Source organism: Paenibacillus litoralis, assembly GCF_046244365.1.
Lineage (GTDB): Bacteria > Bacillota > Bacilli > Paenibacillales > NBRC-103111 > Paenibacillus_V.
The window spans coordinates 2,175,017-2,195,718 of record NZ_CP176395.1 but is presented as its reverse complement, the minus strand read 5'-3'; the positions used below and the strand labels follow the sequence as shown (position 1 = coordinate 2,195,718).

At 55.3% G+C, this 20,702-nt stretch carries 15 protein-coding genes; 4 read left to right on the top strand and 11 right to left on the bottom strand.

Annotated elements, in window-relative coordinates; genetic code table 11:
• Nucleotides 1-105 precede the first annotated feature (105 nt).
• A complete protein-coding gene (gene citZ, locus ACKGJP_RS08920; protein ID WP_409345312.1) occupies nt 106-1,218 on the bottom strand; it encodes a citrate synthase in 1,113 nt (370 codons plus the stop codon).
• A gap of 581 nt (nt 1,219-1,799) precedes the next feature.
• Between citZ and ACKGJP_RS08915 the strand changes: the two genes are divergently transcribed.
• The gene (locus tag ACKGJP_RS08915) at nt 1,800-3,338 is read left to right on the top strand and encodes a Ppx/GppA family phosphatase (RefSeq protein WP_409345311.1); all 1,539 of its coding nucleotides are present in this window, start codon (nt 1,800-1,802) and stop codon (nt 3,336-3,338) included.
• Here ACKGJP_RS08915 and ppk1 read toward each other — a convergent pair.
• Nucleotides 3,304-5,400: a polyphosphate kinase 1 gene (gene ppk1, locus ACKGJP_RS08910; RefSeq protein ID WP_409345310.1), complete on the bottom strand. Its 2,097-nt coding sequence runs from the start codon at nt 5,398-5,400 to the stop codon at nt 3,304-3,306. The genes ACKGJP_RS08915 and ppk1 overlap by 35 nt on opposite strands.
• A gap of 241 nt (nt 5,401-5,641) precedes the next feature.
• On the opposite strand from ppk1, the gene ytvI reads away from it, so the two are divergent.
• Nucleotides 5,642-6,763: a sporulation integral membrane protein YtvI gene (gene ytvI / locus ACKGJP_RS08905; protein ID WP_409345309.1), complete on the top strand. Its 1,122-nt coding sequence runs from the start codon at nt 5,642-5,644 to the stop codon at nt 6,761-6,763.
• Nucleotides 6,764-6,802: 39 nt separating this feature from the next.
• On the opposite strand, the gene ACKGJP_RS08900 is transcribed toward ytvI, so the two are convergent.
• The gene (locus ACKGJP_RS08900; RefSeq protein WP_409345308.1) at nt 6,803-7,318 is read right to left on the bottom strand and encodes a methylated-DNA--[protein]-cysteine S-methyltransferase; all 516 of its coding nucleotides are present in this window, start codon (nt 7,316-7,318) and stop codon (nt 6,803-6,805) included.
• A gap of 1 nt (nt 7,319) precedes the next feature.
• Nucleotides 7,320-7,895: a bifunctional transcriptional activator/DNA repair enzyme AdaA gene (locus ACKGJP_RS08895; protein ID WP_409345307.1), complete on the bottom strand. Its 576-nt coding sequence runs from the start codon at nt 7,893-7,895 to the stop codon at nt 7,320-7,322.
• Between the two features lie 138 nt (nt 7,896-8,033).
• On the opposite strand from ACKGJP_RS08895, the gene ACKGJP_RS08890 reads away from it, so the two are divergent.
• Nucleotides 8,034-8,957 carry a DNA-3-methyladenine glycosylase family protein gene (locus ACKGJP_RS08890; protein WP_409345306.1) on the top strand — a complete coding sequence of 308 codons (924 nt, stop codon included), beginning with the start codon at nt 8,034-8,036 and terminating at the stop codon, nt 8,955-8,957.
• A gap of 126 nt (nt 8,958-9,083) precedes the next feature.
• Here ACKGJP_RS08890 and ACKGJP_RS08885 read toward each other — a convergent pair whose 3' ends face one another.
• From ACKGJP_RS08885 to ACKGJP_RS08855, 7 genes are all read right to left on the bottom strand, one after another.
• Nucleotides 9,084-9,479: an FxsA family protein gene (locus ACKGJP_RS08885; RefSeq protein ID WP_409345305.1), complete on the bottom strand. Its 396-nt coding sequence runs from the start codon at nt 9,477-9,479 to the stop codon at nt 9,084-9,086.
• Between the two features lie 129 nt (nt 9,480-9,608).
• Nucleotides 9,609-10,124 (bottom strand): acyl-CoA thioesterase, encoded by a 516-nt coding sequence (locus ACKGJP_RS08880; protein ID WP_409345304.1) that lies wholly within the window; start codon nt 10,122-10,124, stop codon nt 9,609-9,611.
• A 140-nt stretch (nt 10,125-10,264) separates the two neighbouring features.
• Nucleotides 10,265-12,019: a pyruvate kinase gene (gene pyk, locus ACKGJP_RS08875; RefSeq protein ID WP_409345303.1), complete on the bottom strand. Its 1,755-nt coding sequence runs from the start codon at nt 12,017-12,019 to the stop codon at nt 10,265-10,267.
• Nucleotides 12,020-12,191: 172 nt separating this feature from the next.
• On the bottom strand, nt 12,192-13,157 hold the full coding sequence (locus tag ACKGJP_RS08870) for an acetyl-CoA carboxylase carboxyltransferase subunit alpha (RefSeq protein ID WP_409345302.1): 966 nt from the start codon (nt 13,155-13,157) through the stop codon (nt 12,192-12,194).
• A complete protein-coding gene (gene accD / locus ACKGJP_RS08865; protein WP_409345301.1) occupies nt 13,147-14,007 on the bottom strand; it encodes an acetyl-CoA carboxylase, carboxyltransferase subunit beta in 861 nt (286 codons plus the stop codon). The genes ACKGJP_RS08870 and accD overlap by 11 nt, the downstream gene beginning before the upstream one ends.
• Before the next feature lie 89 nt (nt 14,008-14,096).
• Nucleotides 14,097-14,285, bottom strand: coding sequence for a glutamate decarboxylase (locus ACKGJP_RS08860; RefSeq protein ID WP_113036195.1), 189 nt, complete (start codon nt 14,283-14,285; stop codon nt 14,097-14,099).
• Between the two features lie 862 nt (nt 14,286-15,147).
• The gene (locus tag ACKGJP_RS08855) at nt 15,148-19,104 is read right to left on the bottom strand and encodes a DNA polymerase III subunit alpha (protein WP_409345300.1); all 3,957 of its coding nucleotides are present in this window, start codon (nt 19,102-19,104) and stop codon (nt 15,148-15,150) included.
• A 513-nt stretch (nt 19,105-19,617) separates the two neighbouring features.
• Here ACKGJP_RS08855 and ACKGJP_RS08850 point away from each other — a divergent pair.
• A complete protein-coding gene (locus ACKGJP_RS08850) occupies nt 19,618-20,655 on the top strand; it encodes a metallophosphoesterase family protein (RefSeq protein ID WP_409345299.1) in 1,038 nt (345 codons plus the stop codon).
• Nucleotides 20,656-20,702: the final 47 nt, after the last annotated feature.

The window sequence follows — 20,702 nt, the reverse complement described above, 5'->3', positions numbered from 1 at the left end:
GCTTAGTCCGGGTATTTTGCGGCGGCCCTAGATAGAGCTCTCCGCAAAACACTCCTCGTAAGCGAAAGCTTCGCAGTACGCTGCGGACTTTCTAACGAATGGCGATTAGCGTTCGCTAATCGGCACGTAAGACGCGCTGGCAGGTCCGGTGTATTCGGCGCGCGGACGAATCAGACGGTTGTTGTCGTACTGCTCCAGAATATGCGCCGTCCATCCGGATGCACGGCTGATTGCGAAGATCGGCGTGAACAGGTCGCGCGGAATACGCAGCGATGTGTATACGGAAGCGGAATAGAAGTCGACATTCGGCTTCAGACCTTTTTGTCCCGTTACCAGCTCTTCGATTTTGACGGACATGTCATACCAGTTCATGTTGCCGGTGATTTTGCCAAGCTCTTTGGACATCACTTGAAGATGCTTCGCGCGCGGATCGCCGTTCTTGTAAACGCGGTGTCCGAAGCCCATCAGCTTCTCTTTGTTCTCGAGCTTGCGTGCAACGTAGCTTTCTACATTGTCGAGCGTTTCGACTTCTTCAAGCATAGCCATAACCGCTTCGTTCGCTCCGCCGTGCAGTGGTCCTTTGAGAGCGCCGATTGCGGACGTTACGCCGGAATAAATATCCGACAGGGTAGCCACGGTAACGCGGGCTGCGAATGTGGAAGCGTTCAGCTCGTGATCGGCGTGCAGGACAAGCGCTTTGTCCAACGCTTCTACGGCGATGCGCTCAGGCGTTTCGCCTGTCAGCATATAAAGGAAGTTTTCGGCGATCGATACGTTCGCTTTAGGAGCTATCGGCTCTTTGCCTTCGCGAATGCGGGCATAAGCGGCAATAACCGTAGGAATTTGCGCTTGCAAACGGATCGCTTTGCGCACGTTCGCTTCTTTGCTCATGTCGTTCGCTTCCACGTCATACAGAGCAAGAGCGGAAACAGCGGAACGGAGTACCGCCATCGAGTTTGCATCTTTAGGGAACAGCTTAAGCTGATCGATTACGCTGCTGTGAACCTCGGCTGCTTTGCCCAGATCCTGCTGCAATTGCGCAAGCTCGGTTGCATTCGGCAGTTTGCCGAACCAGAGCAGATATGCGACTTCTTCAAACGACGCTTTCTCGGCGAGCTCGTCGATGTTGATTCCACGGTAAGTCAATACGCCGTCGATGATCGAGCTGATTGAGGACGTAGTAGCTACGATTCCTTCCAAACCTTTCGTTGCGGTCATCAGTTTTCTCTCCTTTATAATTGAATGGGGTGACTTAATAAGGAAGTTTTATCATCAAGCAATACTTTAATAATAAAGTATTTTGAGGTTGATGTGAACAAAATGCGGCATAAAACTTCATTATCGGTACAATAAAGATTTTTGTTTATCCGCCCAATGGCGCAATACGCACAGAAGATCACTCTTGAAAGTGTTCCTTTTTGGGGCGCATTTATTCCGGCTTGTCCAAAGTTTTCGCAAGTAACCGCCCTCTCCTAAGCGGCTGCAAAGCCTTGAGCGGCGCAGTAATGTCGGTAAATCCGGACGATAAAGTAATCCGAGTATCCTTATGCACAAAATGATAATGATTCTCATAATATTATAGCGAGTATAGGAAGCGGCGTAAAGGGACTTCTTTCCTTTAATTGTGTCTAGAAGTTGTCCGTCTGCGCAAATCGCCGATAATTTCAACCTCGGAGAGGCCGTCCGCATTCTTTTTATCGCGCCGGTTTGCTCGCCCTTCATTCAATGGTAAAATAAGAGGAACCGTAAATCGACACGGCTCGACGCAGAGTGTACGTTTGTTCAGGAGGTACTTCCGTATGAAAGCAGAACGCAAATTCGGCATTATCGATATCGGATCGAACTCGATTCGTTTGGTTATTTATGAAGAAACGGACCGCAAGGCGCACCGCGTGGTCGATGAAAGCAAGGAAGCGGCACGCTTAAGCGAGAAGATAGGGAGCGACGGCGTTCTTCCGGAAAAAGAAATGCAGTCGATCGTCGATACGCTCAATCATTTCAAAAAGCTGTGCCAGTCCCACCGGACTTCCAAAATACGGGCCGTTGCCACGGCCGCCATACGCAATGCCAAAAATTCGGCCGCCATCGTCAATTATCTGGAGCGGCATACGAACCTCCATATCGAGGTGCTCTCCGGCGAAGAAGAGGCACGTCTCGGCTTTCTCGGTACGATGAACGCGCTTGACGTGCGCGAAGGCTTCCTCGTCGACATCGGAGGCGGAAGCACGGAAGTGACGCTGTTCCGCGACCGCCGCATCGTAAACAGCGTTTCCTTCCCGTTCGGTTCGGTCAATACGACCAAACGGTTCAGCGACAACGGTCATCTGCAGCAGCAAGATATCGAACGCATCCAATCGCTCGTCAAAGCGGCATTGGATTGCGAGCCTTGGATTCGCTCCGCGGAGCCGGGCTTGCCGCTAATCGGACTTGGCGGCACCATCCGCAGCGCAGCCAAGCTCGTGCTTCGGCAGTCGAAGCATTCGCTTCCGCTGGCGCATAATTACGAGCTGGACGGCGCAACCATTGAGCGGTTGACCGGCGAGCTTGCCGCGATGAGCGTCGAACAGCGCAAAAAGGTGGACGGGCTGTCCAAAGACCGCGCGGACATCATCGTGCCCGGGTTGCTCATTCTGCAAACCGTTTATGCGTATACGCGCTGCTCCCATTATGTAATCAGCGGCTCGGGACTCCGGGACGGCATTTTTTACGAGACGGCTTTCTCGAAGCAGCCGATGTTCGACAACGTGCTGGAGCATAGCGTGAACAACCTGCTTAATCTGCATCCGGCCGTTCCTCTCCCCCACGTCGTCCAGGTGAACAAACTAGCGCTCGCTCTGTTCGACGGCTTGCAGGAGCTTCATGGGCTCGAGCAGCGATGCCGCACTTACGTGCATGTCGCCTCGCTGTTGTACCGGATCGGCGTAACGGTCAATTATTACAACTATGAAAAGCATACGTTCTACCTGATGGCGCATTCCCGGATCGACGGATTGTCCCATCGTGAGATCATCCTTTGCGCTCTGATCGCGTCTTACCGGACGAGAAACCGGACGCGCCAAGCCTCCATGCAGCACCGCGATCTGCTTAGCGAGGCCGACAGTCAGCTGGCCATCCGCCTCGGAGCGCTCGTCCAGCTTGCTACGGCGCTTGACCGCAGCCAATCGCAGCCGATAAGCGCCATGCAAACGGAATTGGACAAAAGAACGCTCAAGCTCCGGCTTTCCTGCGCCCACTCCCCGTCAGTGGAGCTTCGGCAGATCGAATCGCTCGAGCGTGACTTCCGCAAAATATGGGGGATCGGTCTTACACACGAGGAGACTGTTCTTTCCACGACGTAATCTGCATCGCCTCGAATTGGCTGCGGTATGCTTTCTCTCCCGCAGCCACGCGGCTGTACAATCCGCTCGACTGAAGCTCCCTCGCTTTCACGTTGTCCCGAAGGCTCATTTGCAGCATGCGGATCACGCTTTGCTGCAGCTGTTCATCCCTAACCGGGCACATCAGCTCGATCCGCCGCGTCAGATTGCGCGTCATCCAGTCCGCGCTGGACAGCCAAACCTCCGGCTCCCCCCCATTCTCGAAATAAATAATCCGGGAGTGCTCTAGAAACCGGTCTACGATGCTTCGGACCGCAATGTTCTCGCTAAGCCCGGGAACGCCGGGACGCAAGCAGCAAACGCCGCGTATGATCAAATCGATCTTGACGCCCGCTTGCGACGCAGCGTACAGCTCGTCGACCATTTCCTTGTTCGACAGCGAGTTCAACTTCGCCACGATACGGGCAGGGCGCCCTTCCGCCGCGTGCTTCGCTTCTCTTCTTATATAGTCGAACAGCCGATCCTTCATCGTTGTCGGCGCTACGGCGAATGCCTTCAAATGAACCGGCGCCGAATACCCGGTAATTTCGTTGAACAGCGACGAGGCGTCCTCGCCAATCGCCTGGCTTGCCGTAAACAAGCCGACGTCCGTGTACAGTTTGGCCGAGTTGCCGTTGTAGTTCCCCGTACCGACATGAACGTACCGCCGCAGCATGTCTTTCTCCTGCCGGACGACCAGCGTTATTTTGGCATGCGTCTTCAGCCCTACCAGCCCGTATACGACGTGGCAGCCCGCCTGCTCCAGCTTCCTCGCCCAAGCGATGTTCCGCTCCTCGTCGAACCTCGCTTTGAGCTCGACCAGAACCGTCACCTGCTTCCCGGACTCCGCAGCCTCGGCAAGCGCCTCCACCAGCTTCGAATTGCCGCTGACGCGGTAGAGCGTCATTTTGATGGCCAATACATGCGGGTCGTTCGCAGCCTCCGTCACAAAATCGTCGACCGCCTCGAACGATTCGTACGGATGGTAAATGAGCACGTCCTTGCGCCGGAGCACCGTGAACATGTCTTCGTCGATATCGAATTCCTCCGGATATTCCGGCTCGATTTCCTGGAAGCGCAAATGGCCGTGATTCGGAAGCGATCCCGCAAGCTTCATCAGATACGTAAGATCAAGCGGACCGTCCATTTCAAAAATATGCTCGTTCTCGGTAAACTCGAATTCATCCTTCAGCATGTCGAGCGCGTACGGATGCAGCCCCTTCTGTACCTCCAGCCGCACGGGAGCCCCCCAACGGCGCCGTCTAAGCTCCTTCTCGATCTCCTCCAGCAAATCCTCCGCGCCTTCCTCGTTAAGCGTCAGATCGGCGTTCCGCGTCAGCCGGAAGCCGCCCACGGCGAACGGTTCGTAGCCGCTGAACAGTGTGCGGATATGCTGCTCGATCAAATCCTCCAGCAAAATATAGTCCTGCTTCTTGCTGTTCGTTCGCGCCGGCACCGGTATAAGCCGCGATAAATTGGCAGGCACCTGGACGATGGCAAAATACGGTTCGTCCTCCGGATCGTCCCCCTCCCGCTGCAAGACGACGGCTAGATACAGCGACTGCGTATGAACGAGCGGAAAAGGCCGGCTCTGGTCGACCGCCATCGGGGTCAGTACCGGAAACACGATGTCGTGAAAGTACGCATCCATCGCCTTCTTCTGAGTCGGCGTCAGCTCTTCGTATTCGCTGAATACGACGCCTTCCTTGGCTAGCAGACGCGATATTTCCCGGAACGTTTTGTACTGCTCCGTCACCATCCGAAGCGTTCTTTTCATCACCCGTTTAAGGAGCGCCGCCGGCGTAAATCCGGTAAAATCTTTTTTATTGTAGCCAGCCTTCAGCTGATCCTTGATCCCCGCGACCCGGACGCTCATAAATTCATCCAGATTGCTGGAGACGATAGCAAGAAACTTCATCCTCTCCAGCAAGGGAGTGGCCGTATCCTGCGCTTCCTCCAGCACGCGCCAATTGAACTCGATCCAGCTCAAGTCCCGGTTTATGTAATTCGAAGCTACGTGATTCCCCGTTTTGCTCACGTCCATTCGTTCCTCCGCATGTTGACAAATTTCGATCTCTTTTTCATTGTAAACCGCTTTGCCATCGGCATTGTCAAGGTTAAGTAAACTTATTGTAAATTTTCCGTAAACATTTGACCAGTGCCGCCTGTCGCGTTATGCCGCATTTTGGGAAAAGGCCATCGTCATGCTACAATAAAAGGAACGAATGAAGGTTCGGCCACGTGAAGGAGCCAATTACGCGTCAAACCATGGGAGGGAACGCGCCTTGGACAAAACGATTCAAAAACGGCTGCTGCGCGGCGTCTGGGTAGCCATCATCATTATAGCCATCGTAATGGCGCTCTATTGGGTGACGCCATTAGTGTACCCTTTCCTTTTCGGTTGGGTCATCGCCTATCTGCTTAATCCGCTCGTCAATATTTTGCAAAAGCGCGCCCGAATGCCCAGATGGCTTGCCGTAACGATCTCTCTTATCGTTTTTCTGAGCGCCGCTATCGGGATCATCACCGTGCTGATTACGAACATTGCGCTTGAAATCGGCCAGTTGTCCGAACTCATTCAGGGACAAATTCAATTATGGAAAGACCAGGTCCTCGAGTTCGTCAACTCGGATTGGATTCAAGGCATCATCGACAAGCTGAATACATTCTATGCGGAGAACCCGCAGTATCAAAACACCATTAATAACAATTTATCTTCAACCGCCAAAACGCTGGCCGATTTGGGATCGGCATTCGTAGGAGGCGTGCTGAATACGATTGTCGGCATTATTGCGTCGCTGCCGAATATGGCGACCCTCACCATCATCGCGCTGCTTGCCGCCTTTTTTATAAGCAAAGACTGGCACAGGCTGGTCACGCGCATTTCGGGCTGGTTTCCCGAAGTCGTCAAAAAAGCGACCCGGACGATTTGGGCCGATCTGCAAAAGGCGCTGTTCGGTTATTTGCGGGCGCAGCTCATTCTCATTTCCATTACGGCAATCGTCGTTATCGTCGGCTTATTGATTCTCAATGTGGAATACGCGATTACGATCGGCCTTTTGATCGGCTTTGTCGATCTTCTCCCGTATTTGGGGGTGGGCGCGGCTATGGTACCGTGGATCTTGTTTACCTTCATTCAAGGAGACGTGTACCTGGGTATCGGATTGAGTATTTTGTACGGGGTCATTCTAGTCGCGAGACAGCTCGTCGAGCCGAAAGTCCTTGCAACCAGCATCGGACTGGAGCCTCTTCCGCTCCTGATCTCGATGTTCGTCGGTCTCAAGCTATTCGGGGTGCTCGGTTTGATTTACGGTCCCGGCACGCTGATTATATTCGGAGCTTTTCAGCGCGCCGGTGTGTTCCGGGATATCTATCTGTACGTAAAAGAAGGAAGGGCGGAGAAATAGAGGCTCCGCTATTCGATCGCCGACGGATAGCGTCCAGCCTCATTGCCCTTCCAGCTTCAGCAGCGCTTCCTTCATCGCGAGTCCTCCCCGGTAGCCGGTCAGGCTGCCGTTCTTCCCGATCACCCGGTGGCAAGGAACGACGACCAGCACGGGATTCAAGCCTATGGCTGCGCCAACCGCACGGACGGCCTTCGGCTTGCCGATGCGCTCCGCCACATCGCTGTACGAGTTCTTCCTTCCGTATGGAATTTCGCATAGGGCTTCCCAAACCGCCATCTGAAACGGCGTGCCGCGCAGGTCTAGCTGACATTCAAACGAAGTGCGGTTGCCCTTCTCATATTCCGCAAATTGCTCGGCATAAGGACTAAGCTTACCGTCCTCACGTAGCAAGCGATGCTTAGGAAGTCGTGTCTTCGCCCACTTCTCCAGTTCCTCGAAGGGCGCGTTCCACGATCCCGCGAAGCAGAGCCCCTCCTGTGTAGCCGCCATATACATGCTTCTTCCCTCTTGTTCCACGAACGTCCAGTAAATCGTGAAGTCATCGTTCCCTGTCATGTCAATCCTCTCCATTCCCTTGATGAGTCGCGCTTGCGCTCGATTGTCTATACGCCGAAGGCGATAATCCCGTTCTGGCTTGAAACAGCGTGGCAAAATGCGCCGCATTCGGAACGCCCACAGCAGCTGCGATCTCCGTTATCGGTTGATTGCCGCCGCAAAGGTATCTTTTGGCTTTCTCAACTCTTGTACGCTGAATAAATTCGGCCGGCGTTATCCCATGAATCCGTTTGAACGTTCTCTGCAAATGATACGGGCTGCCGTGGAACAGCTCCGCAATCGTCCCAAGCGTCAATTTCTCGGCATAGTGAGCCTCTATCCATGCCGTTATTTGCGATACCCATTCTTCATCGGGCAGACGCTTCCCCTCGGGCTTGCATCGTTTGCACGGGCGAAAATTGGCGGACAACGCCTGACCCGCGTTCGGAAAGACAAGCACATGCGTTCGGATCGGGACTCTTGACTTGCAGGATGGCCTGCAAAAAATGCCGGTCGTCTGCACACCGTAATAAAAGATTCCGTCATACGACGAATCGTTGTCCACAATCGCCTGCCACATTTTATCGTTCATGATCATAGGCTCGCCTCCACCCCCAGTATACCCAAGACAGCGTCACCGCGTAAGCCTGCCGGAATGAGAAAGCAAGATTACAAAAGCGAACTCGGGCTCGATATGATACAACTGAAGTATGACAACGTCGAAAGGAGAACATGGATGAGTCCTGAATCCCGGAAAGAAGCCCAGAATGAAATGATACTGACCGTGCCCGACCCGTTCAGCTTTTCCGAAAACATCAATTACTTGGCCCGTTCCCAAAACGAATGCATGTACCATATTGAAAACGACAGCATCTATAAGGCCGTTCCGGCCGGCGGACGATGCTTGATGACGGAAATTAGCGATGCAGGAGCGGCGGGTATCCGGATACGGCTGCTGGAACAGCCAAACGGGGTAAGCAGGGAAACGCTTGAGGACATCGGCCGCTATGTGAGAGATTGGTTCGATTTGGACACCGATTTGACTCCTTACTGCGACCTCGCTCGCCGCGATCCTCTGCTCAGGCAGGTGATCGACCGCTTCTGGGGACTCCGTATCATGGGGATTCCCGATCTGTTTGAGGCTCTGTGCTGGGGCATTATCGGGCAGCAGATCAACCTGCCTTTTGCCTATACGCTGAAACGGCGGTTCGTAGAATCGTTCGGTCATAGCGTCGAGTGGAGCGGACGAAACTATTGGCTGTTTCCATCTCCTCATCGTATCGCGCAGCTAACCGTTCCCGAGCTCTACGCTCTGCAAATGACGACCAAGAAGGCCGAATATTTAATCGACACCGCCCGGCTGCTTGCGGAAGGGAAAATAACCAAAGCGATGCTGCTCGGCGACGGCGGACTGAAACATGCGGAGAAACGTCTTGTGGCGATTCGGGGAATCGGGCCTTGGACGGCCAATTACGTCCTCATGCGATGCTTACGCATCCCTTCCGCATTTCCCCTTGAAGATGTAGGCCTGCACAACGCGATCAAACATCTTCTCGGCCTCGACCGTAAGCCGACTCTCGAGGAAGTCAGGCGGCTCGCGGCAGATTGGACGGGCTGGGAAGCTTACGCCACTTTTTATTTATGGCGCTGTCTGTACTGACGGTTGCCGCACATACAAAAATAAACCTCCTTCCGCATCATTCTCGGCGGCTTTGGAGGTTTATTCGATCTATCTGGGATAGGTTCGTTACGAGATACACCAAGGAAGGAACGTCCCTTATTCGTTTTATCTGCGAAAATACATGATACGATTGCCCTTCGCCATCTGTTTGCGGATAAGAAGCAGGATCAGCGCCTTGAATGCGGGACGCGTTACCGGAAATACGAGCAGGAAACCGACTATATCGCTTATAAAACCCGGAGCCATGAGCAGTATGCCCCCGAGGAAAATGCAGATGCCGTCCAAAATCGAACCCGCCGGCATTTGCCCGAAGGAAATTTGCTGTTGGGCGTCTCGCAATACCTTGCGTCCTTCCCGCTTGGCCAAATAAGCGCCGAGAAATCCCGTCAGCAGCAGCAAACCGAACGTTTGCCAGCCTCCGATTAAACGGCCCATTTCGAACAGTCCCCAAATTTCAAGTGCCGGGACGACTATAAAAGCAGCAACAAGCCATTTCAGCATCGCCGCACCTCCCGTAAAAGTTGCTATTCGTATAACGCTGCTTGCAATCGCAAGAGGCGGTTCCATTCCTCTATCCCTGTTATACGCAAAAGCAGGTTTCGCGTTTCATTCCTTATTCTGGACGCTTTCTCAGGCGCGATCCTGCAGAAGCCGGAATAAATCGGGCGCCTCCCTGTCGATCCGCACGGGCTTCCAGTTGCGGTTCACCCATACGTGACGAGTCCCGCCGCTAACGAGCAGCTCGCCTTGCGGCACGTCGAACGGTCCTTCGCAGGAATCCTCTGCAGCTCCGCTATCCGGACCGCCTTCTCCGAAAGACAGCCGTCTGATTTCACTCTCAAAATGCAGCTTCAAGCCGCTATATTCCACAATCCGCGTAAAGATCCCGATCGACTCGTCATACCGCGCAGGCTGCTTGAAGACAAGCTCCGCATGGGTAACCGGCAGCAGGAGTCCTCTCGTTTCCATCTCGCTATACGTCATGCCCATCGCCCGGATCAGCTCCGTCCGCCCCCATTCGAACCAATTCATATAATTCGTATGATAGACGACGCCCATCTGGTCGGTTTCCTGATAGCGTACCCGAATCGTATGCTTGTACCATTTTGCTTCGCTCATCGCTTCTTTCGACCTCCGCTCGTTCACAGCTGCTTCCTCCCCATTATAGCAGGGAACCGGTAGCCCTCACAAAACCTTCTTGCCGGGGAAGGCACGGAAACTCCAAACAAAAAAGCCGTCCTGTCGGCGGAGCATTCCGCGTTCGGGACGACTTACGCTTACTGCTGTTATAGCACTTTGGCCTTGCCGGAATAGATGACGCCGACTTCCGGATAAACCGATATTTCACTGCCGTCAGGGATGAGCTCAAGCGCGTTCTCTACGCCGACGATGACCGGAATGCCGAGCGTCAACCCGACGACCGCCGCATGCGACGTAATGCCGCCCTGCTCGATAATAATCGCCGAAGCCTGCTCGATCGCCGGCATGTAGTCCTTGTCGGTCGTGATCGCGACGAGAATGCCGCCTTCCGTCATCTTGGAAACGGCTTCCTCCGGCGTACGGGCGGCTACGACTTTACCCGCGGCCGTTTGCGTGCCGATGCCCTGCCCTTTGGCGATCATTTGGCCGATTTGGTGCACCTTGATCAGATTCGTCGAGCCGGAGCGTCCGACCGGTACGCCCGCCGTAATGACAACCAGCTCGCCAAGCTTGATGAGGTCATGCTTCATCGAAGTGTCGACAGCAAGCTCGAACAGCTCGTCCGTCGTTTTGGCTTCTTCGCCGCGGATCGGAATGACGCCCCAGCTCAAGCACAAGCGGCGCATGACCTGTTCATTAGGCGTAACTGCGATAATCGGCGCCTTCGGCCGGTATTTGGACACCATGCGCGCCGTATACCCGCTCTCCGTAGGCGTGATGATCGCTTTCGCATCCAGGTCGAGAGCGGAGTTGGCGACCGACTGGCTGATCGCCTCGGTAACCGACGTTTGCTGCTCTTTGCTTTGCTTTATGAAAATTTCCCGGTATTCCAGAGCCGACTCCGCACGCTCGGCGATACGGGCCATCGTTTCGACCGACTCGACCGGGTATTTGCCCGCAGCCGTTTCGCCGGACAGCATGATTGCATCCGTGCCGTCAAAAATCGCGTTCGCGACGTCGCTCGCTTCTGCGCGAGTAGGGCGAGGATTGCGCTGCATCGAATCGAGCATCTGGGTAGCCGTAATGATCGGCTTGCCCGCATAATTGCACTTGCGGATCATTTTCTTCTGGACGAGCGGCACTTCCTCTGCCGGAATTTCCACCCCGAGATCGCCGCGGGCAACCATCAGGCCGTCGGATACCTCCAAAATTTCATCCAGGTTGTCGACGCCTTCCTGGTTCTCGATTTTGGAAATGATCTGAATATGCTTCGCGTTATGCTTCTCGAGCAGCTCGCGGATTTCGAGCACGTCGCTCGCTTTGCGGACGAAGGAGGCTGCGATAAAATCTACGCCCTGTTCGATACCGAACACGATGTCGTTTGCGTCCTTCTCGGTGATACCGGGCAGTGAAATTTTGACGCCCGGCACGTTAACGCCCTTGCGGCTTTTGATCGGTCCGCCGTTGATAATGCGGCATTCGATTTCGGTACCGCGAACCTCGATGACCGAGAGTCCGATCAAGCCGTCGTCGATCAGGATCGTCGAACCGACATGAACGTCCTTCGGCAGCTCTTTATAAGAAACCGAGATGCGGTTTTTGTCGCCCAGCAGCTCTTCCGTCGTCAATACGATATGCTCGTCCTGCACAAGCTCGATAGGCTCCTCCTTCAGTTTGCCGGTGCGGATTTCCGGGCCTTTCGTGTCGAGCAGAATCGCAACGGTTTTGCCGTGCTCGCCGGAGGCTTGACGAATATTTTGAATCCGTCTGCCGTGCTCCTCGAAATCGCCATGGGAAAAATTAAGACGGGCCACGTTCATCCCGGCATTGATCAGCTTCTTCAGCATGTCCGGCGATTCGCTGGACGGTCCGATCGTACAAACAATTTTGGCTTTACGCATGGGTATACCTTCCTTCTTCATTTGATTCCCGCCCCAATGAAACGGGCCTGCACTTCGTAATTAACCTCTGGCAAATTGAAAAATTGCCGAAAACAACCCGGCATATGCCGGGCGTCTCCAATGATTAACGGAACCATATATCCTTTGTTCAGAAAAGAAAATGAGTCCGGATTTACGAATGCGAATAAGTGGTAAATCTGCCGATCGCACGGAATTTCTGATACCGGTCTTCGCGCAGCTCATCCGGCGTCATCGCGCTCAGCTCGGTTAAATGCCGCCACAGCGCCTCGCGAATCGCATCCGCCTGCTGCTCAGGATCGCGGTGAGCGCCGCCTTTCGGTTCCGGCACGATATCGTCAATAACGCCGAACTCTTTCAAGTTTTGGGCGGTAATTTTCATCGCTTCCGCCAGCTCCGGAGCTCTGCTTGCATCCTTGTACACGATTGCCGCCGCACCTTCCGGAGACAGTACCGAATAGACCGCATGCTCGAGCATGAGCACGCGATTGCCGACGCCCAGCGCAAGGGCGCCGCCGCTGCCGCCTTCTCCCGTTACGATGCAGATAATCGGCACGCCGAACGAAGCCATTTCACGCAAATTGCGGGCGATCGCTTCCGCTTGGCCGCGCTCCTCGGCCGTAATGCCGGGATAAGCGCCCGTCACGTCGATCATCGTGATGATCGGCCGTTTGAATTTGTTCGCCTGCTGCATGAAACGAAGCGCTTTGCGGTATCCTTCGGGATGAGGCATGCCGAAATTACGGGCGATATTGTCTTTCGTATCGCGCCCTTTTTGATGACCGATAACCGTTACCGGCAAGCCGTTCAGCTTGGCCAAGCCGCCAACGATCGCCAAATCGTCGCCGAACATGCGGTCGCCGTGCAGCTCTATGAAGTCGGTAAATACCGACCCGATATATTCAAGCGTCGTCGGGCGGCTAGGCGATTTGACGATTTGAATTTTTTGATGCACCGTCAGATTCCCGTATAACTCTGCTTCCGCTTTAGCGTACCGTTCTTCAAGACGTGCGATTTCATCGGTAAAATCGAAGTTTTTATCCGTACCGAACTTGCGCAGTTCGTCGATTTTGGCACGCAGCTCGGCAAGCGGCTGTTCAAAAGGCAGCTTACCTACCATATGCGGCTTCCTCCTTGCTTACGTGCATGTCCATGATTTTGGTCAGCATCGCTTTTAGATCTTTGCGGTGTACCACTAAATCCAGATGACCGTGCTTCAGGTTGTTTTCGGCGCTCTGGAAGTTCTCCGGCACCTTCTGACGGATCGTCTGCTCGATAACGGTAGGGCCTGCAAATCCTATGCGAGTGCCCGGCTCTGCAAGTATGTAGTCACCCAGCATCGCAAAGCTTGCCGTTACGCCTCCATAAGTCGGATCGGTCAGCACGGAAATAAACAAACCGCCCTGTTCATGCAATTTGGAGAGCGCGGCGCTCGTCTTCGCCATCTGCATAAGCGAAAAAATACATTCTTGAACGCGCGCGCCGCCCGATGTCGAGAACAAGATGAGCGGATATTTTTTTTGTGCGGCCGATTCGATGGCACGGGCGATTTTCTCCCCGACGACGCTGCCAAGCGTTCCGCCGAAAAACTCAAAGCTCATCACGCCGATGACGACAGGAAAGCCTCCGATCGTGCCTTCGCCGGTCACGACTGCGTCTTTCAAGCCCGTTTTCTCAATGGTAGCTTTCGTTTTCTCGGGGTAGCCCTTGTATCCAAGCGGATCCTCTGAAATCATGTCGCTGTCGTACTCAAAAAGACGCCCTTCATCAAGCGTCATCAGTATGCGTTCCGCCGCGTTGAGCATAAAATGATAGCCGCATGCCGTACATACCTTCAAGCTTTTTTCCAGCTCCATACTGAACTGGATAGCGCCGCATTTCGGGCACTTATTCGCTAGGCCTTCGGGAATCTCGCGCTTGGCCGCTGTCGAAGGAATCGTCGCGTATTTACGTTTCTTTTGAAATAACACATTCACACCTCACTGGCGTTAATAGTCCGGGCTTCTATCCCTTGTGTTGACCGGGAAGGTTGGATGAGCCTTAGCAAACGTTAATCGCGTTACCTGTGCAAGATGCCGTTCAGCACTTCCTGAACATCTTCCAGTTCGCCTTCGGGCACCAATATTTCAAACTGGTTGTTCGTTACGTTGATCGGACGAACTTGAACCAAAAATCCTTCCTCCGTAAGCTTGGTCTTGATGCGGTCTGCAATTTTGGCAGTCGGCGCAATATAGATGACCGTCCACATTTGCGAATACCCTCCTTAACCGTAAGCTTGATCAATCCGCCGCAAAACGGCCGATTGTTGTGCGGTACGCCCGTAAGCCCGCATGATTCCTACTTCACGGAGGCTGCCCAAGGAACGCTTGTCCATTGTTCAACTGCCCGCTGTAGCAGCATAGGCCTCATTCGCAACATCCGGTAAAACAAGCATAAACGGTTTCCGCCGGAATGAAAAGACGGCTCCCGTTGTCCGTTGTCGGACGAATCGGCAGCTTGAGTTGAACAGCCGGCACCGACTTCTCGCATGTCGAGCATCAGGCCCAAGGAAAACCAGCCAGGCAATGCTTGCCGACATTCAAGCTGAACCAACCGTTTCGTGCCGATAGTCAAGGAAAAACGGCTTTCAGCGTTCTAAACGTTTTCGCAGAAAACGACTTCCGAGAAATCGAACAATACCCGGAGTTACTGCTTTCTGAGATTTTAAAGAAAAACGTCTGCCGACGTTCTTCAAAGCCGCATTTGTACCAATGCTTGCCGGCGCCGGCGCTATTCTCTTCAACCTGTCAGGTCGAGAATGTAAGCGAATGGCGGCATGATACGCCTTGGTAACGGATACAGCAGGTCCGTTGTCAGTTATTATCCCATCAAATATATCACAACTCTGCTTTTCACCGCAACAAAGCAAAACAGCCGCAGGAAGGCGCTGCGGCGCGATTGGGCGAAGGATTTCGGCTCCTGCGGCGCCGGAGAACGGAATGTTCCCGGTCTAAGGATAAACGCCATTCGGCGTCTTGGATGCCTGACGTTTACCGAGAAATGGAACAATCAGCGGAGGATACACATTTTAAAAAAAACGGCCGAACGCCGAAGGGCAGCCCGGCCATGCGTTATTTTACTTTAGCCGTCTCGGCGCCGAGCAGTTCCTCGATCTGATGGATCAGCTCCGGCGAAGGCTTCACCCGGTAGGCGTCGCTCAAGGCGATCGTTTTCTGGCCGTTCTCGTAGAAGAGAACGACCTCCAGCGGCCCGGCATGCTGCGAGAGAAGCGCCTTCAGCCGGGTCAGCGTATCCGCGTTCTCCACGCGCGCGGCAATCTTGATGAAGACGCGCTGCCGCGCTTGGCGCGGACTAGCGCCAGCCGCCGCTGCCCCGCCCGCAGGCGGCTGCGGCACGGCCGCGCGCTCGCGGGCTTGCGCGGCAGCGCCTGCGCCTGCCGCGGCTGAGCCGCCGGCTGGCCGCGCAGGGCCGGCTGCGCCGGGCGCAGGGGCGCCGGCCGCAAGCGCCGAACGAGACGCGCCATCGCGCGGCTCGTTCGGGCCTGCGGCGGCCGAGCGCGCAAATGTCGGCGGGGACGCCGACGTTTGCGCGCGGGGCGCCCCCGCGCCTTGCGGCGCCGCCGGCCGCGGCCCGCCGGCGGCGGGCGCAGCGCCGCGGGAGCGGCGGCGCAGCGCGCGCAGCTGCTGCGGCGCCAGCGCGGCGTCGAGCGGGACGACTTGCTCGGCGAGCAGCTTCGCCGCGTCGTCCTGCTGCTGCAGCTTCGCCCCTACGGCAAGCAGCTTGCCTTTGTCGGCCTGCTCCCCATACTTGCGCCATGTTTCGGGGAACATGACCACTTCGACCCGGTCGATCCGGTCCTCCAGCTCGATGAACGCCATCGCCTGGCCTTTCTTCGTGACGATCGTCTTGCACGATACGACCATTCCGGCTACGACCACATCGCTGTCGTCCGCGAGCTCCGCCAGCTCGTGAATCCCTTCCGTTTCCGCCTCCGCAAGCAGGTCTTCGAACGCATCGAGCGGATGCCCCGACAAAAACATCCCGAGCAGTTCCCGCTCCAGCTCAAGCTGCTGCATAGGAGTAAACGGGCGGATGTCCGGGTACTCGATCGTCCAGTTCACTTCCTCGTCGAAGCCGAACAAATGCAGCTGAAGCTCCTCGCGCTCCTTCTTCCACTTGAGCGCCGCTTCGACCGTCTCGTCGAGCATCGCCAGAAGCTGCGCGCGGTGTCCGGACAAACGATCCATCGCTCCGCCTTGGATGAGCGATTCGATGACTCGTTTATTGCATACGCGCAAATCGACACGGCGGCAAAAATCGAGCAAATTGTCGAACGGCCGTTCCTTCCTTTCGCGAATGATCGTATCGATCGCCTGCGTTCCTACATTCTTAATCGCGCCAAGTCCGAAACGGATCGCCGCCGAGCCTGCCGCCTGTTCGGCGCGATACGGCTCCGCGCGCTCGGCCACTAGGCCTATGCCGGCGGCATTCTCTTCCCCGGCACTCGGCATGCGTCCATCGGCCGTCATCGTTTCATTCGCCTCCGGCAAGCCCTCTCCCGCCATCTGACCGACGCTCGCCGCGCCGCCGTCTCCGTCCGTTCGTCTTCTGGCAACGGGGGTAAACGTGACTCCGCTTTCGTTGACGTCGGGCGGGAGCACCGGAATGTTCATCCGCCGGCATTCGTCCACATATTCCGCGACTTTCCTGTGATTCCCCATCACGGCCGTCAGCATGGCCGCCATAAACGGCTCCGGATAATGAGCCTTCAAGTAGGCGGTCTGAAAAGCCAGTACGCCGTATGCCGTCGCATGGGCGCGCGGGAAGCCGTAATCGGCGAAGCGGACGATCATGTCGTATACCCGGTTCGCTTCTTCTTCCGTGTAGCTCTGCTTCAAGCTGCCGCGGACAAAATGCGCCCGCTCCTCGTCAAGCACCTCGCGCTTCTTCTTGCTGACCGCACGCCGCAATAGATCCGCTTCGCCAAGGGAAAACCCCGCCATCTTCGAGGCGATCTGCATGATTTGCTCCTGATAAACGATGATGCCGTACGTATCCTTCAAGATCGGCTCGAGCGCCATGTGCGGGTATTCGACGGCGATCTGCCCGTGCTTTCCTTGTATATACTTCGGTATAAACTCCATCGGACCCGGCCGGTAAAGCGCAAGCACGGAGATGACATCCTCAAACTCCGAGGGCCTCAGTTCCTTCAGCACGCGTCTAACGCCCGCCGACTCCAACTGAAAAATGCCCGTGGTGTCCCCCCGGCACATGAGCCCGTAAGTAAGCGGATCGTTGAACGGGAGCTGCTGGAAGTCGACGGTCTTGCCGGTCTGCTCGCGTATCCAGCGCAGCGTGCGCTCGATAATGGATAGCGTGCGAAGCCCGAGGAAATCCATCTTGAGCAGGCCGATCGCTTCCAAATGTTCCATCGTGTACTGGGTAAGCGCAGACTGCTCCGCGCCTTCCTGAAGCGGCACGTACTGCGTGAGCGGTTCGCGGGATATGACGATCCCCGCGGCATGTGTCGAAGCGTGTCGCGGCATGCCCTCGACCTTTTCCGACATGGCGAGCAGCTCGGCCGTCTTCGGCTGCTTGTCGCTCAGCGCCTGCAGGTCGGGGTTCATCTTCTTCGCTTCCGCGATCGTGATGTGCAGATGATTCGGGATCATTTTGGCCGCTCGGTCCACTTCGTTGTACGGAAGATTCATCACCCGACCGACATCGCGGATCGCCGCCTTGGCCGCCATCGTCCCGAACGTAATGATCTGGGCGACATGTTCTTTGCCGTATTTGCGGACAACGTAATCGATGACCTCGTCACGGCGTTCGTCGCTGAAGTCGATGTCGATATCCGGCATCGTCACCCGCTCGGGGTTCAAGAACCGTTCGAAAAGCAAGTTGTAGCGGATCGGATCGACGTCGGTTATCCGCAGCACGTAAGCGACCAGGCTGCCCGCCGAGGATCCCCGCCCCGGCCCGGTGGCGATACCGTTCTCATGTGCGAACCGGATAAAGTCCCACACGATCAGAAAATAATCGGAAAAGCCCATACTGCCGATGACGCCCAGCTCATACTGCAGCCGGTTCTCCAGCCGTTCGCGATAGGCCGGCTCCTGCCATTCGCCATGACCTCCGTAACGCGCCTCCAGTCCTTTTCGGCATAACGCGTCCAAGTAAGCGCCCGCCGTCATGCCTTCCGGAACCGGCTGAAATTGAGGCAGCACCGATTGGCCGAACGTAATTTCGAGGCGGCAGCGATCGGCGACAAGTGCCGTATTAGCTACCGCTTCCGGCACATACGCGAACAAGCGGGACATGTCTTCCCCGCTTTTCAAGTAGAGCTGCGTCGAGCCGAACCGGAGCCTGTCCTCGTCTTCCACCGTCTTGCCTGTACCGATGCACAGCAGGATATCCTGAACCGCATGGTCCGCACTGTCCACATAATGGACGTCGTTCGTTACGACTAATGGAATCCCCGTCTCCCTGCTCAGCTTGATCATCGCCAGGTTGACCTTCTTTTGTTCGATCATGCCGTGATCCTGCAGCTCAAGAAAAAAGTCTTCGCCGAAAATTTCCTTGTTGGCTAATGCCGCCTTTTTGGCCTCGTCATTTCGGTCGTGCAGCAGATGCTGCGAAATTTCGCTTCCGAGACACGAGCTCAAGCAAACAAGCCCTTCCGCATACTGCGCCAAATGCTCGCGGTCGATCCGCGGCTTATAATGAAAGCCTTCCAAATGCGCGATCGAACACAGCTTCATTAGGTTGCGGTAGCCGGTTTCGTTCTTGGCGAGGAGGATCAAGTGATAAATCGGCTGGTCTTGGCGAGTGCCCTTGACCCGCAAGGAGCCGCTCGTAAAGTACATTTCACAGCCGATAATCGGCCGGATGCCGTTCTTCACGCAGGCTTTATAAAAAGGGATCGCTCCGTACATGACGCCGTGATCCGTAAGCGCCAACGATTTCATGCCGAGCTCCGACGCCCGCCGCACCATATCCTCTATACGTGCCGCGCCGTCGAGCAAGCTGTATTCGCTGTGTACGTGCAGATGCACAAATTCGCTCATGTTCGGTTCCCCCTCCTGCTTGCCTCTGTATGCATAGTGACGGAAACGTCTGCCGCGCACCGTCCGTTCCCATTATTGTAGCACATTACGCCTCAAAAGGCGAACTCACATTCGCATCGTTTACGACTCCGATTTCTCTTTTTTTTGACGAGCTTCCTCTTATGACCGGCGGCTTCCGGAGCGACTTTTCTTCCACCCTTTTTCGTTACTCCATTAGACGCTCCCGGGTGAGGTTTCGTTGCAAACCGTTTCCCCTTTCCCTTCATCCCTTCAATCGCCTTCTAACAAAATGGCAATACCCGCAAGCCCGGCCCTTCAAAACGGATTAACGCCTGAACCGGTTCTATTAGCCCGTAATTTCAACATGAAATCATACCGCCGCCCCCCGTATCGCTTTGCCGGAAAAATGCCAAAATAACGCCAAGCGTTCTATTTATACGAATGAGCACATGGCATTTCCGTTACGCCGGCCAACTCCCCTCAGAACGCACAAGATTAATGGAGGTTGAGAAAATGACGACGATCCGGTTTCTGAAGGCCGTTCTTTTGATAGCTGCGTTGTTCGTTTGGCCGGAGCCCGAAAAGCGTTGTGCGATGCCGAATTTCAGTTCCTTGACCGGCGCGATGTCCGAACCGTCAACGATCCGGCATGTACCGGCGTCCGAAGCGGATAAACCGGATTTGTCCTTTGCGGTCATAAGCGACATTCATATTCAAGCCTGGCACAAGCCCTCGCATCGGAAGCTGCTAGCGGCACTGAACGATCTGCATACGATTAATCCGCATGCCGACGCGCTGGTCGTGAACGGCGATTTAACGAACGGGCAGCCGGAGGACTATGCGAAGCTTACTGAGCTTATGACGGCGACTCCGCACCCCTGGCGGCCTTTTTATACGATCGGCAACCACGAATTCTATAAAGCCTGGTTCGGCAGCAGCGGCAAGTTTGACAAGGATGGGTTTCCGCATGGGGAGTCGGAAGGCGATTCGATCTCCCGCTTTTTGAAGCTGACGGGGGAAAAATTCGTCTATTACGAGAAAACGGTAAACGGGTACCCGTTTCTTTTTCTCGGTTCGGAGCAGTATCGGCAGTCGGATGCAAGCAACGGGGAGGACGCTTTTTTATCGCAGCGGCAGCTGGACTGGCTGTGGTCGTCGCTGCGAAAGCATGCTGCGGACAAGCGCATTTTCGTCTTCCTGCATCAGCCGCTGCCGCATACCGTTTCGGGTACGGACGAATGCTGCGCCAACACGCGGGCCGTCGTTCAGCACGAACAGCTGGAGCGCGCGCTGGCGGATTATGCTCAGGCCGTCCTTTTCTCCGGTCATACGCACCGGGAGCTGAAGCTGCCCAAAACGTTCGTGCAAGGCAAGTTCGCCATGATCGGTTCTTCTTCCGTTGCCGATCCGCTTTCCGCTACGGATCAAGCGCTTGAGCAAGGGGCAAGCGAAGGACTTTATGTGGAAGCGTATGGCAAACGCGTTGTCGTTCGCGGACGCGACTTCAAGAACGGCGGCTGGATTCGGGAGGCAAGTTTCGAATTGGACTAGGTATTTTACGATCGGCCCGAACTGCGTTCTCGTCAACGGATGAGAAG